This window comes from Oerskovia sp. NPDC060338 (assembly GCF_042726295.1).
Lineage (GTDB): Bacteria > Actinomycetota > Actinomycetes > Actinomycetales > Cellulomonadaceae > Oerskovia > Oerskovia merdavium.
Map to the genome: position 1 here is coordinate 57,897 of NZ_JBHXCQ010000017.1, position 16,526 is coordinate 74,422.

The 16,526-nt window shown below is 74.5% G+C and carries 13 protein-coding genes; 5 read left to right on the forward strand and 8 right to left on the reverse strand.

Features of this window, described 5'->3' with window-relative positions; translation table 11 throughout:
• Nucleotides 1–271 precede the first annotated feature (271 nt).
• Entirely contained in the window at nucleotides 272–1,360 is a 1,089-nt protein-coding gene (locus ACFWGN_RS19385) for a cytochrome P450 (protein WP_377619194.1), read from the forward strand.
• Here the strand turns inward: ACFWGN_RS19385 and ACFWGN_RS19390 are convergent.
• From ACFWGN_RS19390 to ACFWGN_RS19410, 5 genes are all read right to left on the reverse strand, one after another.
• Nucleotides 1,354–2,022 carry a hypothetical protein gene (locus ACFWGN_RS19390; protein ID WP_377619196.1) on the reverse strand — a complete coding sequence of 223 codons (669 nt, stop codon included), beginning with the start codon at nucleotides 2,020–2,022 and terminating at the stop codon, nucleotides 1,354–1,356. The two genes, ACFWGN_RS19385 and ACFWGN_RS19390, sit on opposite strands and share 7 nt — an antisense overlap.
• Nucleotides 2,012–3,820, reverse strand: coding sequence for a hypothetical protein (locus ACFWGN_RS19395; protein WP_377619198.1), 1,809 nt, complete (start codon nucleotides 3,818–3,820; stop codon nucleotides 2,012–2,014). The genes ACFWGN_RS19390 and ACFWGN_RS19395 overlap by 11 nt, the downstream gene beginning before the upstream one ends.
• 95 nt (nucleotides 3,821–3,915) lie before the next feature.
• The gene (locus ACFWGN_RS19400; RefSeq protein ID WP_377619200.1) at nucleotides 3,916–5,016 is read right to left on the reverse strand and encodes a hypothetical protein; all 1,101 of its coding nucleotides are present in this window, start codon (nucleotides 5,014–5,016) and stop codon (nucleotides 3,916–3,918) included.
• A complete protein-coding gene (locus ACFWGN_RS19405; RefSeq protein ID WP_377619201.1) occupies nucleotides 5,013–6,632 on the reverse strand; it encodes an ATPase in 1,620 nt (539 codons plus the stop codon). Before ACFWGN_RS19405 ends, ACFWGN_RS19400 begins: the two co-directional genes overlap by 4 nt.
• Before the next feature lie 51 nt (nucleotides 6,633–6,683).
• Nucleotides 6,684–9,491 (reverse strand): cation-translocating P-type ATPase, encoded by a 2,808-nt coding sequence (locus ACFWGN_RS19410; protein ID WP_377619203.1) that lies wholly within the window; start codon nucleotides 9,489–9,491, stop codon nucleotides 6,684–6,686.
• Nucleotides 9,492–9,681: 190 nt separating this feature from the next.
• Between ACFWGN_RS19410 and ACFWGN_RS19415 the strand changes: the two genes are divergently transcribed.
• Complete coding sequence (locus tag ACFWGN_RS19415) at nucleotides 9,682–9,999, forward strand: YbjQ family protein (RefSeq protein WP_030144034.1); 318 nt, start codon at nucleotides 9,682–9,684, stop codon at nucleotides 9,997–9,999.
• A gap of 27 nt (nucleotides 10,000–10,026) precedes the next feature.
• On the opposite strand, the gene ACFWGN_RS19420 is transcribed toward ACFWGN_RS19415, so the two are convergent.
• On the reverse strand, nucleotides 10,027–11,073 hold the full coding sequence (locus tag ACFWGN_RS19420; protein WP_377619204.1) for an AAA family ATPase: 1,047 nt from the start codon (nucleotides 11,071–11,073) through the stop codon (nucleotides 10,027–10,029).
• Entirely contained in the window at nucleotides 11,070–11,693 is a 624-nt protein-coding gene (gene pnuC / locus ACFWGN_RS19425) for a nicotinamide riboside transporter PnuC (protein ID WP_377619206.1), read from the reverse strand. The genes ACFWGN_RS19420 and pnuC overlap by 4 nt, the downstream gene beginning before the upstream one ends.
• Before the next feature lie 124 nt (nucleotides 11,694–11,817).
• Between pnuC and ACFWGN_RS19430 the strand changes: the two genes are divergently transcribed.
• Entirely contained in the window at nucleotides 11,818–12,258 is a 441-nt protein-coding gene (locus ACFWGN_RS19430) for an OsmC family peroxiredoxin (RefSeq protein ID WP_377619207.1), read from the forward strand.
• 31 nt (nucleotides 12,259–12,289) lie between these two features.
• On the opposite strand, the gene ACFWGN_RS19435 is transcribed toward ACFWGN_RS19430, so the two are convergent.
• A complete protein-coding gene (locus tag ACFWGN_RS19435; protein ID WP_377619209.1) occupies nucleotides 12,290–13,330 on the reverse strand; it encodes an NAD-dependent epimerase/dehydratase family protein in 1,041 nt (346 codons plus the stop codon).
• A gap of 183 nt (nucleotides 13,331–13,513) precedes the next feature.
• Here ACFWGN_RS19435 and ACFWGN_RS19440 point away from each other — a divergent pair, with 183 nt between their 5' ends.
• Together ACFWGN_RS19440 and ACFWGN_RS19445 are read left to right on the forward strand one after the other, a co-directional pair.
• On the forward strand, nucleotides 13,514–14,413 hold the full coding sequence (locus tag ACFWGN_RS19440; protein ID WP_377619211.1) for an ATP-binding cassette domain-containing protein: 900 nt from the start codon (nucleotides 13,514–13,516) through the stop codon (nucleotides 14,411–14,413).
• A complete protein-coding gene (locus tag ACFWGN_RS19445; protein WP_377619213.1) occupies nucleotides 14,410–16,515 on the forward strand; it encodes a YhgE/Pip family protein in 2,106 nt (701 codons plus the stop codon). Before ACFWGN_RS19440 ends, ACFWGN_RS19445 begins: the two co-directional genes overlap by 4 nt.
• Nucleotides 16,516–16,526 lie beyond the last annotated feature (11 nt).

Here is a 16,526-nt window from a genome sequence, read left to right on the forward strand (position 1 = left end):
CGGGGGGGGGGGGGGGGGGGGGGGGGGGGGGGGGGGGGGGGCGGCCCGGCTCGCCCCCCCCCCGCTGTGGGTGGTGGCTGCACGAACGACACACCCCACCTCCCGGCCGGCGCGCCCGCCCGCCGGTCCGAGGAGCCGGCCCGCCCACGGCCTCGGGACCTTCGTCCCGTCTCGAGGGGACGTCGTGCCCGGTTTGATCCGAATCGGCTGGTGCGGGTCCAGCACCGTCCTAGGCTGCCAGCAGATCGGTCGTCGAGCGGAGGGTTTCCAGGTGAACGAGAGCGTGATCGACGAGGTGGTCCGGGACACGGCCGGACGGCTCGTCGTCCACCGGCACGCGGACGTCGTCGCGGTCGCCGACGACCCCGAGGCGTTCTCGAACGCCGCCTCGTCACACCTCCAGGTGCCCAACGGTCTCGACGGCCCGGAGCACGCGGCCGCGCGCCGGCTGCTCGACACCTTCTTCACCCCCGACGAGCTGGTGCCGCTCGCCCCGGTCCTCGAGGCGCTCGCGGCCGGGCTCGTGGACGAGGCAGGGGCGGACCCGTTCGACGCCGTCGAGGTCGGGGCGCGCTACGCCGTCCGCGCCCAGTCGGCATGGCTCGGCTGGTCGGCGGCCCTCGAACCGGAGCTGCTCGACTGGGTCGCCGAGAACCGTGCAGCGACCCGGTCCGGCGACCGTGCCTGGACGGCGCGGGTCGCGGCCCGTTTCGACGCGATCGTCCGCGGCCTGCTCGAGGCCCGTCGAGGGTCGGTGGCGGGCGACGACGTGACCTCCCGGCTCATGGCGCAGCGCGACGCCTCCGGGCGAGCCTGGTCCGACGAGGAGGTCGTGTCGATCCTGCGCAACTGGACCGGAGGGGACCTGTCGTCGCTCGCACTGTGCGCGGGCGTCGTCGTGCACTGGCTCGCCGAGCACCCCGAGCACCAGCACCACCTGCGCGATGCCCCCGACCCCGCGCTCGACGCCGCGATCGACGAGATCCTGCGGATCGACGACCCGTTCGTCTCGAACCGTCGGGTCGCCACGCGCGCGACCGTCGTCGGCGGCTGCCCGGTCGCCGCGGGCGAGCACGTCGTGCTCGACTGGCGCCGGGCCAACCGGGACCCGCAGGTCGTGGGCGACCCGGACGTCTACGACCCGGAGGCGAACGCACCGCACAACCTCGTCTACGGGACCGGCCCGCACGTGTGCCCCGGTCGCGGGCTGGCGACCCTGGAGCTGCGGGTCCTCGTGCGGCGGCTGCTGTGCGCGGGGACGCTCGTCCTCGACCGCTCGGCTCCGGCGCAGCGAGAGAGCGCACCGGTCGCCGGGTTCAGGACCGTCCCGGTGCGCGTGGTCCGCGGGACGCCTCAGTAGTTCGCGTACTGCGCGGCGGCCTCGGCCGCGCGCTTGGCCGCGAGGGCCTTGGCCAGCTCCTCCGAGCGCCGGACCTCCTCGGCCATCTCCCGGTCGACGCGACGCTGCTCGACCGTGCTCACCGCGGACCACCGGTCCTCGGCGACCGCGTCGCTCTCGCCCGCCGGGCGCAGCCCCGCCGCGCGCAGGAACGCGCGCGCGGCCTCCTCGCGCCCCTCGGGGGACGAGACCCACGACTGCGGGTCACGCACGGGGGCGAGGTCGTGCGCGAGGGCCTCGACCACGGCGAGGAACCAGGTCGCGGGCCCGTCGGGCGCAGCCTCCCGCAGGTGGGGCAGGCGCGTGAGCTCGGGTGCCCGCACGAGCCAGCACGCGATCCCGGCCCCGGCGCGCGAGGCCGCGGGCGCCCCCGCGCCGCACGTGCGGTCGAGCGCGGTGCGGGCGTGCGCGTCGAGCTGCCACCAGCCGGGCACGCTGAGCGCCAGGAGGTCGACGGCGTCGCCCACCAGGGCGGGCACGTGCACCCCGGGGTCGAGCACGTCGGGCGGCGTGAGCGTCAGGCGCTGCACGAGGACCGCGAGGGCTGGGCCCTCGACCGTGGGCCGGGAGGGTCGGGGCCCGACGGAACCGACGGGCCCCTCAGAGGTGGTGTCAGCGGGCACGGTCCGCTCCCTTCGTCGTCCACAGCGTGCGGGAGAAGTCGCGCGAGAAGCGCACGAGGTCGTCGGTCGAGCTCACGGCGAACGTCCGGTAGCCGGGCGCCCAGTCGGCGACCCGTCGGGCGAGCTCGTCGCTGCCCTGCAGGACCAGGCTGCCACCACCGCCCGCGGCCCGGACCGCGCGCGCCGCGACGGTGTCGTCGGGCTCGGCTCGCGGTGCGGACGGGTCGCGGGGCCAGCCGCCCAGGTGGTCGAGGAACATCGAGCTGATCCCGTCGTCGGAGATGACCGACACGTGCGCGGGTCGGGTGCGCACGGCCGGGGCTCCCGTGACGGGGTCGCCCAGGTGGGTGCGTTCGAGCAGGGGGACCGGGAACGAGGTGCCGCCGCCGAAGTGCGCGACGATCGCCGCGAGGATCGCGTCGGCATCGCGAGTGAAGCCGTCGGTGCCCGCGATCTGCCCGGGTCCGCTCCACGTCGTGGCCTGGACGCGCGCCCCGGCACGCAGCGCCGACAGGGCCAGGACCGCCCCGGCCAGGGCGATGGGTGCGAGCCGCTGCTGCGGGTTCGGCATAGACCCCGACGAGTCGAGGTACAGGTCCAGGTCGTACGGGCGCGGCGCGGGGTCGTGCCCGTCCTGCTGCTCGTGCACGCGGCGCACGGTCGTGACGCCCGGGACGATCACGGGCGAGCGCAGCACGGTCGCGGCCCAGTCGACGTCGGCCAGGTCCTCGCCCAGGTCCCACTGCTCGTGCCCGCCGAGCAGCTCCTCGTCGACCGGGGATCCCGTGCGCACGGGGAAGGGGACGAGGAAACGCATGGCGTGCTCGCGGTACCAGCGCGCGGCGGACTGCGCGCTCGACGTCGTGAGGCCGAGCAGCCGCAGGACCGCGTCGTAGTGCGCGGGAGAGATGGCCTGGCCCAGGGCGTCGGCGGCGCCGGCCGCGTCGCTCGCCGCGCCCGGCAGGGGATCGTCGTCGTGGCCCGACGGCGTCACGCCCGTCACGCGCGGATCGACCGCCGGGTGCAGCACGGGCCGCCCGAGCGTGGGGTCGGTCGCGAGGCCCGCGGGCACGGCTCCGGCGGGCTCCGACTGCGAGCACAGGACGCCGTGGTGCCCGCGGGCGAGGGCTGTGCTGCTCGGTGTGCCTCCCGGCGCGGCGCCCGGTTCGCCGGACGACGGGGGCACGAGCAGCGGGCGGATCAGGGCCGCGAACCCGCCTGCGCCACCCACAGGGTCGTTGGCGTAGGCCCGCACGAGGCGCGCGCACAGGCTCGCCTCGCGCTCGGGCACCGGGTGGTCGGGGTGGGTCAGCGTCCCGCACGTCAGGCCCCAGAGGATCTCGTCGGTCCGCATGACCATCTGGGCCAGGGGAGCCGGGCCCGCGCCGAGGGCTGCGAAGACCGCCGCCATGTCGAGGCCCGCACGCCGCTGCAGGCGGTCGTTGACGAGCAGGTCGGACCACAGGTTCGCCATGGCCCCCGCGAGCGGGTCCAGGTCGACCAGGCCGTCACGGACGCGCGAGAGGATCCGGGCGCTCGTCGTCAGGTCGCCGGGGGACAGCAGGTGGTGCCCGATCTCGTGCGCGAGCACCGCGACCGCGTGGTCCTCGAGCCCGCGCTCGGCGATGTCGTCGAGGTCGATGTGCACCTCGACGTCCACGGTCGAGAACCACGCGAACGACCCGACGTCCTGGGGCCGGTCGTCGCCGTGGTGCAGCACGGGCGCGTGCAGGCGGGTCTGCGTACCCCAGGCGGCCAGGGCCTCGGGCCAGGCCGCGAGCCAGCGGTCGCGGAGCACCGTGCGCGACGGTGCGTGCCGCGTGCCGGCGCCGGGCGCAGGGGGGAGCGACGCGGAGCCGTCCGCCGCCGTCGGGCCGGGGGACGGGGCACCCGTCATCGGGGCACCCGCACCAGGTCGAGCGAGTACGAGTGCTCGCGGCTGACGAGCGTCAGGTGGGTCGAGGGCGTGAGCGTCGAGGCCTGTCCGGTCACGTCGTCGAGCCAGGGGACGCCGGCGGGCGGGGTGCGGTCGGCTGCGCCCGGGGCAGGCCGTTCGTCGGCCCCCGGGGCAGCGCGCAGCACGGCCCACCCGTGCACGTCGCACACGAGCGTCCAGTCCTCGGCCTGGGGCCGGGCCGTGCGGACGGCCCACAGCAGACCGGGCTCACCGGGCAGCGGCCCGACGACGAGCGGCAGCGTGAGCCACGGACCGCCGAACCCGCGGAAGCCCCCGAACCGGCTGACCGCGGGAGCCGCCCCGCGCGAGGCGGCTCCCGCGGTCAGCCCGGGCCACCACCACGGATCGCTCGCGTGCCGCTCGAGGACCGCGCCGACGTCGGTCCCCGGGGCCAGGTCGAGAGCCGCCGCGGCGACGGGGGAGGGGAGCGACGCCGCGGCGCGCAGCGCGGCCTGCCGGTAGCGGACCAGGCCGCTGCGCCACGCCGCGACCAGGACGACGTCGCGGACGGTGGTGGCCGGCGAGCCAGGCGCGGCGAGCCCCTCGGACGACCGCCCGCCCGGGGCCGCGAGCGTCGGGGACGCCGCGACCTCAGCGGCAGCGGACACGCGCCGACCCCAGCCGGTCGCGTCCCCGCGCGCCGCGACCGGGCGCGCCGCGTCCGTGAGCGCGGCCACCGTGACGGCCGGGGCTATGCGCAGCCACGGCAGGACCTGGGGCACGAGCGCGAGCACCGCCCACCGCTCGGCCGAGTCGGGGCGCCACCGGCGAGCCGCCACGCACCGTGACGCCGTGGACACGAGGGCGTCCACGAGGCCCGCGAGCTCGGCGGCGTCGAGCACGGGGGCGAGCCCGTCGACGACCGGGCGCAGCTCGCGCACGGCCGCGGCCACGTCGTCGCGGTCCGCGCCGAGCGCGACCGCGCGCGCGAGCACCGCGTTGAGGTGGTCGCGCTCGCGCACCAGGTGCTCCGCGAACGGCGAGCGCGTCGGGGTGCCCTCGCCGGGGGCGCTACCGTCGTCGGGCCGAGCGTTCACTGACCGCTCCAGCGCAGCCACGCGAGGTAGTTCGTGTAGCGCTGGTGCGCGTACTTCAGGACCAGGGCGTCCTCGTAGACGTTCCCGTGCAGCTTGACCGCGTCCTGCCACAGGGACAGCAGCCCCTCGATCTGCGCGGTGCGCCGCAGGACCTCGGCCTCGCCCAGCCCCTCGAGGCCCGCCTCGACGGCCGAGAGGATCTCGGCCACGGGGTCGTCCTGGTCGAGCCCCGCGGCGTCGTACTGCTGGCAGGCCGTGTCGAACAGGTCCCGGATCCACGAGACGCGGTCGGCGCGCAGGGGCTCGCGCTCCTCGTCGTCGAAGGGCGCGGACTGCAGGTCGGGGACCAGCTTGTCGTGCAGCACGAAGGGGAGCACCGCGCGCAGGTCCGCGAGGTCCACCTCGGCGTTGCCGCGGAAGAACGCCATGGCCTTGGCGTACGAGATGAGCGACTGCAGGGCCCGCACCGAGAGACCGTTGAGGGTCTGCGCGCCGATGTCGCCCAACCGGTCGCGGCCCGTGTCGGCCGCCGCCAGGAGGTGCGGGTCGATCCCCGCGAGCTTCGCGGTGTCCTTGGTGCGGTACTCGAACTGCCACGCGGCCCGCTCCAGCACCTCGAGCTGGCTCGCGAAGAACTCCAGCCGTCGCCGCACCGGGACCGGGATGCGCACCGCGAGCACGTCGCGGTGGAGGCGGTCGTGCTCGTCGGCGTCGAACACGATCTCGGGGGGCACGTTCTCCTCGGGGCGCACCCCGCGCTCGGCGCGCGCGACCAGGTCGCCCAGGAAGCGGTTGTTGAAGGGCAGCGCGTGCACGACGACGTCGATCCGGTCCCGCAGCGCGTCGACGACCTGGTAGGTCCCACCGCCCGCGTCGTCGTTCGCCGTGAGGTACCAGGCGGCGGCCCCCGTCTCGTAGACCTGGTCGTACACCTCGACGTAGCCGTCGGCCAGGACCGTCAGGAGCGCTGACTGCGTGCGCGTCGGGATGCGGTTGTACTCGTCGACGATCTTGACGCGCATGCCCAGCCAGGTGCGCCACGCGACGTCGACGTCGGCGAGCGAGTCGGCCTGCACCAGGTCCTTGGGCAGGGGCGTGCCGAACAGGTCCGAGACCGTGAGCTGCGGGTGCCCGTGCTGCATCGCGCGCCGCACGTCCCGGACCGGGTAGCCCGCGAGGACGCCCATGAGGACGGCGCTCGCGGTCTTTCCGCGCCCCGGGCCGCCGACCATGAGGCAGCGCCCCCGCACTGCGAACGTCAGGAGCGGCAGCAGCACGAAGCTCGAGTACGACTGGTCGCTCGGCAGGTTCAGGCGGGCCCGGGAGTCTCCGAGGCGGAACGAGACGTCCGGGGCCGTGGGGCCCGCCGAGAACTCGACGTCGTAGTGCGGGCTGATGATCGCGTGGTTGACGACCCAGAAGTAGGCCTGGCGAAGCTTCTCGTCGAGCGGCGCGGCCGGGACCGCTCCGTGGTCTCCGAGGGTGCCCGGTGCGCCCGTCACGGGCGTGGGGAACAGGTCCGCGACGTCCAGGTCGAACGGGTTCGTGGCCGCCGGCCCGGGGCGCGTGGGAGCGGAGGAGACGTGGTCGAGGTCCTGCTGCTCGGCGGGGGTCACGGAGCGATTCTGCCAGGAGAGCGCGCGGGACTTCGCCGCGACGAGAACCCTCTACCTCGGCGGTGCGGACGCCGTCCGTCTCCTCCCGAACGCCTTGGCTGCCTCCACGAGCAGGAACACCACGACCGAGAGCCCGAGCGTGATGCCCCACTCACGCAGCCCGATCGGCGCCGAGCCGAACCACGAGTGCATGAAGGGCGCGTAGACGAACACGGCCTGCAGCGCGACGAGCGCGCCCGCCGAGTACCAGACCGCCCGGTTGCCCCGCAGGACCGAGAACGTGACGGACGACCGGTCCAGGAAGCGGCAGTTGAACAGATAGGCGAGCTGGCCGAGCGCGAGCATCGTCACGGCCGTGGTCTGTGCCTCGGGGACGCTCATGCCCTGGTCGCGCTCGATGAAGTACACGGCCATGGTCGCGCCGCCGATGAGGACCGAGACCAGCAGGACCCGTCGCAGGTACGCCGCGGTGAGGATCGAGGCCTTGGCGTCGCGCGGTGCGCGCGACATGATGTCGGGCTCGGCGCGCTCGTTGGCCAGCGCGAGCGACAGCGTGACGGCCGTGACCATGTTGATCCACAGGACCTGCACGGGCTGGAGCGGCAGCGCCCACCCGAGCAGCACCGCGACGAGGATCACGAGCGACTGCGCACCGTTGGTCGGCAGCAGGAACAGGACCGACTTGCGCAGGTTGTCGTAGATCCGTCGCCCCTCCTCGACGGCCCGCTCGATCGTCGCGAAGTTGTCGTCGGCCAGGACCACCTCGGCGGCCTCCTTGGTCGCCTCGGTGCCCTTGATCCCCATCGCGACGCCGACGTCGGCCTGGGTCAGCGCGGGGGCGTCGTTGACACCGTCCCCGGTCATGGCCACGACCTGCCCGCGCGACTGGAGCGCCGAGACGATGCGGATCTTGTGCTCGGGGCTCGTGCGCGCGTAGACGTCGACGTCCTCGACGACCGCGCGGAGCTCCTCGGTGCTCATGGCCTCGAGCTCGGCCCCCGTCAGGACCTGGGGTGCGGGTGCTCCGTCCTCGGCCCCGGCCGCGGGCACGATCCCCATCTCCCGGGCGATCGCGAGGGCCGTTCCCGAGTGGTCGCCCGTGATCATCTTGACCGTGATCCCGGCGTCCTGGCACTGGGCGATGGCCTCGACCGCCTCGGGTCGCGGTGGGTCGACGATCCCGACCAGCCCCACGAGCTCGAGGCCCTCGTCGACGTCCTCGGGGGCGAGCGTGGTGCGGCCGGGTGCCGCGCCGGTACGCGCAGCGGCCAGGACTCGCAGACCCTGCGCACCGATCGCGTCGATCTGCTCGTACCAGAGGTCGCGGTCGAGCGGCTCTGGCTCCCCGTCCGCGCCGGTCTGGGTCGCGCACCGGTCGAGCACGCGGTCCGGGGCGCCCTTCACGAGGACGTGCAGGCCGCCGTCGGGGTCCTGCGTCAGCGTGGCCATGTACTTGTTCTCGGACTCGAACGGGACGAGCGCGATGCGCCGCCACCCGGTCGGGTCGAAGCCCGCCTTGAGGCCCAGGGTCCGCAGCGCACCCTCGGTCGGCTCGCCCACGAGCCGCCAGCCGGGTGCGTCGCCCGCGCCGTCGTCCGGTGCGCCGGGTCCGTCGGTCCCTGAACCTCCCTCCCCGGTGGACCGGACGATCCGGGCGTCGTTGCACAGCGTCATGACCTCGGCCAGTAGCCGCAGGTCGGGGTGCTCGGCGAGCGAGGCGGGGGAGCCGGCCAGGTCGACCTCGCCGTCGGGCGCGTAGCCGATCCCCGTCACGGCGTACTGGTGCGCCGCGGTCCGCACGGTGCGGGCCGTCATCTCGTTCTTGGTCAGCGTCCCGGTCTTGTCCGAGCAGATCGTGGTCACCGAGCCGAGCGTCTCGACGGCGGGGAGGCGACGCGTGATCGCCCGTCGTCGGGCCATCTGCTGCACGCCCAGCGCGAGCGTGATCGTCACGAGGGCCGGCAGGCCCTCGGGCACGGCCGCGACAGCGAACCCGATCGCGGCCGAGATCAGCTCGGGCGTGTCGAAACCGTGGACCACGCGCCCGATCACGACCATGACCACGGCCATGACGAGGATCAGGACCGCGAGCTTCTTGCCGAACGCGTCGAGCGTCCGCGACAGGGGCGTCTCGAGCGAGTCCACCTCGGAGATCAGGGTCTGGATGCGGCCGATCTCGGTCGTCTCGCCCGTCTCGACGACCACGCCCGTGCCCGTCCCCGCCGAGACCAGGGTGCCCGAGAACAGCATGCTCGACCGGTCGCCCACCCCGGCCCCGGCGGGGACGGGGTCGCTCGACTTGGACGCGGGCACCGACTCGCCCGTGAGCGCCGACTCGTCGACCCGGAGGTTGACGCCCTCGAGCAGCCGCAGGTCGGCCGGGACGCGGTCGCCCGAGCGGACCCGCACGACGTCGCCCGGGACCAGGTCGTCGGCGTCGATCTGCGTCCAGGCGCCGTCGCGCCGGACCTGCGCGTGGACCGAGAGCATGCTGCGGATGCCGTCGAGGGCCTTCTCGGCCCGACCCTCCTGGATCAGCCCGATCGCGGCGTTGATGACCGCGACCGCGAGGATGACCGTGAAGTCGATCCAGTCGCCCACGATCGCCTTGAGCACGGCCGACACGAGCAGGATGTAGATGAGGACGTCGTCGAACTGCGACAGCACCCGGCGCCACCAGGGCGTGCGCGCGGGCGGGGCCAGCCGGTTGGGGCCCACCTCGGCGAGCCGCGCCCGGGCCTGGTCGGCCGTGAGGCCGGCGTCGCTCGACCCGACCTCGGCCAGCACGGCCCGGGGCGGGAGCGCCCAGGGCGTCGGCTCGTCGGTCGCGGTGGCGAGGGGGGAGTCCGAGGCGGTCATGCGTCCATTCAAACCCCGCGGGCCGCGGACCACGCGGTGAGCCGTCGGGGTGGGACGAAGCGTTCCACGGCCCTCCGCCCCGCCGGGCGCTGTCCCGTCGCGCGCCCGTCCCCGCCGGGCGCGGCGCCCGGCGACCTCCTACGGTGAAGGAGACGTCGCGCACGTCGCGCGACCGTGAGGAGGACGTACCGTGCTGGTCTCCACCATGAACGATGTCCCGGGCAGGACCGTGCAGCAGGTCGTCGGCGAGGTGACCGGGCTGACCGTCCGGTCGCGCAACGTCGGCGCGCAGATCGGGGCCGGGCTCAAGTCGATCGTCGGCGGCGAGCTCAAGGGCCTGACGAAGCAGCTCCAGCAGTCGCGCGACGAGGCCGTGGCCCGCATGGTCGAGGAGGCCACGGCGCAGGGCGCCAACGCGATCCTCGCGATGCGCTACGACAGCGACGAGGTCGGCAACGGCTACCAGGAGATCGTGGCGTACGGGACGGCCGTGGTGCTCGCGCCCTGACGGGCGGCCGGTGGCGGGCGCGCCCGCTCAGTAGGCGTCGGTCCCGGCCTGCGTCATGGGTGGGGCCACGGCGCGGGGCGTGGCGAGCAGCGGCCCGACGGCGTCGATCGCCTGGGCGAGCCTGCTCGCCCGGTCGCCGCGCACCTCGAGCCACGGCACGTCCTGCCCGGCCAGGACCTCACGGAAGCGGTCCTGCATCGCGTGGCGGACGTGCTCGCCGTCGCGCAGCCCGTCCTGGACGAACGGGATCTCGTCGCCCGTGAGGACGTACAGGTCGGGGCGGCGGGTCGCGGCGAGCGCCTCGACGCTCGCCGACCGTGAGCCGACGTAGCGCTCGTGCCACAGCGTGGTCGCGAGCACGTCGGTGTCGCACACGACCAGCGGGATCGGGGTGCGGGCCGCGGCCTCGTCCTCGCGCCGGGCCTGCTCGCGAGCGACGAGGTCGAACTCGGCGGTGTGCCACGGCGCCTCGAGCCCGCCCGGACGGACCTCCGACCACTCGCGGCCGAACTCGAGCACCGGGTCCAGGCGGTAGTGGTCGGCGAGCCCGGTGGCGAGGGTCGTCGAGCCGGTCGACTCGGCACCGAGCACCACGACGCGGCGCGCGAACCAGGCGCGCACCGAGGCGGGCAGCGCCCACCAGTGAGCCCCGGGATCGGTGCGGACCGCGGTGCCCGACACCGAGACCACCGCGCGGCCCGGGTCGACCTGGACCCAGTCGGCGTCGAACCGGCGGGCGAGCTCGACGCCGTACCGGTCCGACGTGAACACCGCGTCCACGGGGCCGTGGGCCCGGTCGAGGAGCGACTCCATGACCTTGACGTGCTCGGTCCACGCGTCGGGGCTCGCGTAGTCGACCGGGGCGTCGTCGAGACCCGTGACCACGTGGGCCCCCGGGACCTCGGCCCGCAGCCATCCGGCACGGACCTCGCCCGGGATCGACTCCCGCGAGGCCGTGAGCACCTGGACCGTCACGCGCTCGCAGCGCGACAGCGCGGTGCGCACGAGGTTCACGTGGCCCGCGTGCACGGGGTAGAACTTGCCGATCACGAGGCCGTGCGCGAACCGGGTCATCGGGCGCCCTGCCGGGCGGCGGGCTCGGCGCCGTCGGGCTTCGTGGACGTGACCGTGCCCGTGCGCGTGCGCAGCTCCGCCGACCAGTCGCGCAGCCCCAGGACGCACAGGCCGATGAATCCCGCGTAGAGCGCCGCGGTCAGCCACAGCCCCTGGCTCGCGTAGAGGCCCACGAGCATCACGTCGGTCACGATCCACACCCACCAGTTCCCCACCCATTTGCGCCCCAGCATGAGCTGGGCGACCAGGCTCGTCGAGGTCGTCAGGGCGTCCCAGAACGGCACGGTCGAGTCGGTCCACGTCGACAGGACCCAGACGAGCAGCACGGTCGCCGCGGCGGCGCCCACGGCAGCGGCGGGCCAGACCCACGCGGGGGTCGGTCGCACGGTCAGCGCACGGTGCGCCTCGCCGCCGCGCACCCACCAGTACCAGCCGAGCGCGCCCAGCACGAGGTACACGACCTGGAGCCCCGCTCCCGCGTAGAGGCCCGTCGAGGCGAACAGGACCACGTACACCGCGTTGTTGGCGAGGCCGATCGGGAAGGTCCACACGTTCTGCCGCACGGCCAGCCAGACGCACAGGGCGCCCGTCACGAAGCCGATGATCTCCTCGATGCTCACCGGGACACCCTAGGGGGTGCTGAGGCGCGGGGCGGGGCCGCACCCTTCTGCGGGCGGCGCGCCTCCGGGGTTACCGTCGGTACGCACGGTCTTGCACCCCTGAACCCGTTCGAAGGAGCCCCTCATGGCAGTCCGCACCGCACGCACCGCATGGAACGGCACCCTCCAGGAGGGGACCGGACAGGTCGAGCTCACGAGCTCCGGCGTCGGGACGTTCGACGTCAGCTTCCCGCGCCGCACGGCCGACGAGGCCGGGGGAGTCACGAGCCCCGAGGAGCTCATCGCTGCCGCGCACACGTCCTGCTATGCGATGCAGCTCTCCGGGGTGATCGGCGCAGCGGGAGGCACGCCCCTCGCGCTCGACGTCTCGGCCGACGTCACGCTGTCCCCCGACCCTGCGGGTGGCCTGCGGATCTCGGCGATCGCCCTCACGGTCCGCGGCGAGGTCGACGGCCTCGACGAGGCCGGCTTCCTCGAGGCCGCCGAGACGGCCAAGGCCACCTGCCCGGTCTCCAAGGCGCTCACGGGCACGACGATCACGCTCGACGCGACCTACGAGTCCTGACGGTTCCGACCCCGAGGTGCAGCCAGCGCCCTCAGTGCGGCAGCAGCGGTGGGCTCTGCGTGCCCGCGCCCTCGACCAGCCCGTCGACGACCTCCGCGACGGTCTCCCGGGCGTCGTGCGCGGGCGCCCAGCGCAGCAGGCGGCGCGCCCGCGACGCGTCGAGGACCGGCACCGCGAGCGCGACGTCGAACCAGCCCGGGTCGAGCGGGACCGCCCGCGCTGCCCAGGCCAGGGCGACCAGGCGCCGCAACGACGTGGGCGAGACCTCGCGGAGCCTTCCCTGCGAGACGATCGCGGCGACGTCGGGCCCCGAGAGGACGTCCGGCGCGGCGACGTTGAACGTGCCCGCGTGGCGCCCCACGAGGATCGCGCGATAAGCCTCTGCCAGGTCGTCCGCGTGGACGACCTGGAGCCGCATCCCGCGCGGCCACACGAGCGTCGGCAGGTAGCCCTTGCGGCGCAGCGGCGCGGGCAGCAGGCGACCGAAGAACAACCTTGAGACCTCGCTCGCGGCGTCGCGCTGGAACGTGAACGGCGCGCGCACGCGCGTCACCACGACGCCGGGGTGAGCGGCCGAGAACCGGTCGAGGAGCTCCTCGACCTCGACCTTCTGGGCGCTGTTGACGGACCCCGCGATGCCCGCGGTGGGCCAGTACTCGTCGCGCGGGACGTCGTCGAACGCGGGCGAGCACGCGCTCGCGCACGACGCGACGACCAGGTGCCCCACCCCCGCGCGCGCCGCGGCCGCGGCGACCCGCCGCGTGCCCTCGACGTTGACGCGGGCCAGCTCGTCCCGGTCGTGCGCCGGGTCGATCGCCCACGCGAGGTGCACGACGGCGTCCGCGCCCACGAACGCTCCCTCGAGCCGTGACATCACGACGTCCTCCGGGTCGGTCAGGTCGCAGCGCGTCCACCCGGCGGTGTCGAACGGCGGCACGACGGTGCTCGACCCGTCCGCGCGCGGCACCCTGCTCGCGACCCCGACGACCGAGGTCACGACCGGTTCGTCCGCGAGCCTGCGCAGGAGGGCCGACCCGACGTTGCCGCTCGCACCGACGATCACGACACGCATGAAGTCTCCTCTCGACGCCCGTTTCCCCAGGCTACCGACGATGCGCCGCCTCGGCCGGGGGGACGTGCGACCTTCACCCGGGCGGCCGAGGACAAGGTGCGCTCCCCGGCCGTCCAACGGAAGATCGACGGGAGGCTCCGTCGCGGCGTATCCGCACGGGCCTCGCCACGAGAGGACCAGAAGGTGCAGATCACGTTGGACGACGTCCAGGTCGAGGGCCGGCGCTCGCCGATGCTCGAGTCCACCTCCCTCACCGTCTCGTCGGGCGAGTGCGTGCTCCTCGCGGGCGAGCCCGGGCACGGGCACACCGCGCTCGCGCTCGTCGCGACGGGCCGGCTCGCACCGTTCTCGGGGACCGTCACGCTCGTGGAGGACGACGGCTCGACCACCACCTCGACGGCCGAGCTGCGCCGCGTCACGGCGGTCGTCGACGTCCCCGGCATCTCCGAGCCCGACGAGGCCCTCACGGTCGGCGACGTCGTCGCCGAGGAGCTCTCGCTCGCGGGTCAGCGGTCGCTGCCCGGCCACGCCAAGCGGTGGCTCGAGGCCCACGACCTGCTCGACCGCCGGGGCGAGCGCATCGACGAGCTGCACGGCGCGGTGCGGACCGCGCTCCTGTCCTCGCTCGCCTCCGAGCGCAAGCACGTCCAGTTCGTCGTCCTGACGCTGCCCGACCGGCACCGGGGCGAGCCCTCCGGCTGGTGGTCGGTCGCCGAGTCGCTCGCGTCGCTCGGGTACGGGGTCCTGGTCCAGTGCACCCGGTCCTCGGCGCGCGACCTCGGTGCCGAGCTCGCCCCCGCGCGCGGAGAGGACGCCCTGCGGGCCGCTCCTGTCGAGGCGCTGCGGACCCGGCCGCCGGCCGCGGTGCCGGTGACGCCGCCCGGTGGCACCTCCGAGGGGGACGGTGCCGAGCCGGTCGAGGTGACGGACCCGACCCGGCTGTTCGACCGTGAGGCGCCCGGGAGGCACCAGGCGGCGGGCGAGCCTCCTGCCGCTGAGGAGCCGGGGCTCGCCGCCCCGGCGGAGCCCGCCGGGCTCGTCGATCCTGACGCGCCCACCCCCGGGAAGGAGACCGACCGATGACCGCGATCCGCCTGGGCATCTCGGAGCTGCGACGCATCAGCGCAGGCACGCTGCCGAAGCTCGCGATCCTCGCCATGATCGTCATCCCGACGCTCTACTCGGGCCTGTACCTGTTCGCCAACGAGAACCCGTACGACAAGCTCCAGGAGATCCCCGCGGCCCTCGTGGTCCAGGACCGCGGCGCGACGGTCGAGAACGCGACCGACGGGACGTCGAAGGAGACGAACTTCGGCGACGAGGTCGCCAAGCAGCTGCTCGACGGCGACGGCGGGTTCGGGTGGGTCGAGACGAGCCAGGCCGACGCCGAGGTGGGCGTGCGCTCGGGGCGCTTCGACGCGGCGCTCATCATCGGGCCGACGTTCTCCGAGGACCTCGCGTCCTCGGGCAAGTTCGAGCCGCAGCAGGCGAGCCTGATCCTCATCACCAACGACGCCAACAACTACCTGGCTGCGACGATCGCCGACACGATCGTCGGCAAGGTCCGCGACTCGATCGCCGAGCAGGTCGGCACCGAGGCCGCGGACACGTTCCTCAAGGGCTTCGCGTCGATCCACACCAACCTCGCGAGCGGGGTCGACGGCGCGCAGAAGCTGGTCGACGGCGCCACGCAGCTCTCCGACGGGACCGTCCAGCTCGTCGACGGCACGGCCCGCCTCGCCGCGGGGGCGGGAGAGACGGCAGCCGGCGCCTCGAAGCTCGCGTCGGGGGCCGACGAGCTCGCGACCGCGAGCGGCAAGCTCTCGTCGGGTGCAGCCACGCTCTCGGACGGCCTCGACACGCTGCGCAGCAAGACCGCGAACCTCCCGGCCCAGACACAGGAGCTGGCCGACGGCGCGCAGCAGGTCGCGGACGGCAACGCCCTGGTCGCGGGCTACGGGCAGGAGGCGGCCGCGGCGGCGCGAGACGTCGTCGGGCAGCTGGGGAACGCCCCGGCGGACGTCAAGGCCCTGCTCGACGGGCTGGTCGCCTCGGGCGACCTCACCCAGGCGCAGGCGGACCAGATCCTGCCCGTGGTGACCCAGGCGATCACCGACCTCACCCCCCGGGTCGACGCTGCCGCGACCCAGGTCGAAGGCGCGTCGCAGACGCTCGACGAGCTCAGCTCGGGCTCGGCGCAGGTCGCGGCGGGGGCCGCGACGCTCGCGGGCGCGACCCCCGCGCTCACGCAGGGCATCGCGACCGCGGCGTCAGGAGGTGACCAGCTCGCCTCGGGCGCGGCGCAGCTCGACGCGGGGGCCGAGACGCTCGCGAGCGGGGCGGGCACGCTCTCCTCGGGCACGTCCCAGGTGTCCGACGGCGCCACGGAGCTGGCGTCCTCGAGCGTGACCCTGCGCGACGGGACCGGCGAGCTGCTGTCCGGCATGACCGAGCTCTACGACGGGCTCGTGGCGGGGTTGGGCAAGATCCCCGACGTCGACGAGCAGACGCAGGAGGACACCGCCAAGACGATCGGCAACCCGGTCAAGGTCGTGAACGACACGATCGCCAACGCCGGGACGTACGGGGCCGGCCTCGCACCGTTCTTCATGTCGCTCGCGGCGTGGATCGGGGCCTACGTGCTCTTCCTGCTCGTGCGGCCCCTGTCGACCAGGTCGCTCGCGGCAGGTCGTCCCGCGTGGCAGACCGCGCTCGGCGGGTGGATCCCCCCGGCCGTGATCGGTGTCCTGCAGGTCGCGCTCATGTTCACGGTCGTGAAGTTCGCGCTCGACATCGACCCCGTCTACGCCGTGGGGACCGCGGTGCTGCTGGTGCTCGCGTCCGCGACGTTCGTCGCGATCCTCCAGGCGCTCAACGTGTACCTGGGGGCCGTGGGCCAGTTCCTGGGGCTCGTGCTCATGCTGGTCCAGCTCGTCACGGCCGGCGGGACGTTCCCGTGGCAGACGATCCCGGAGCCGCTGCGCTCGCTGCACCGGTTCCTGCCCATGTCCTACACGGTCGAGGGGCTGCGACAGCTCCTCTACGGCGGGGACCTCGCGACGGTCGCGCGCGACGTCGGGGTGCTGCTCGTGGTGCTCGCGGTCGCGCTGCTCGCGACGACGTACGCGGCGTACAAGCAGCGGGTCTGGAGCCCGTCGAGGCTGCAACCCGAGCTGGTGCTCTAGCGACGCGCAGT

What these genes read in the sequence shown, in the direction of transcription:
- ACFWGN_RS19445 (WP_377619213.1), top strand. Translation starts at nt 14,410, where the DNA reads ATGACCGCGATCCGCCTGGGCATCTCGGAGCTGCGACGCATCAGCGCA.
- ACFWGN_RS19420 (WP_377619204.1), bottom strand. Translation starts at nt 11,073, where the DNA reads ATGACCCGGTTCGCGCACGGCCTCGTGATCGGCAAGTTCTACCCCGTG.
- ACFWGN_RS19410 (WP_377619203.1), bottom strand. Translation starts at nt 9,491, where the DNA reads ATGACCGCCTCGGACTCCCCCCTCGCCACCGCGACCGACGAGCCGACG.
- ACFWGN_RS19430 (WP_377619207.1), top strand. Translation starts at nt 11,818, where the DNA reads ATGGCAGTCCGCACCGCACGCACCGCATGGAACGGCACCCTCCAGGAG.
- ACFWGN_RS19435 (WP_377619209.1), bottom strand. Translation starts at nt 13,330, where the DNA reads ATGCGTGTCGTGATCGTCGGTGCGAGCGGCAACGTCGGGTCGGCCCTC.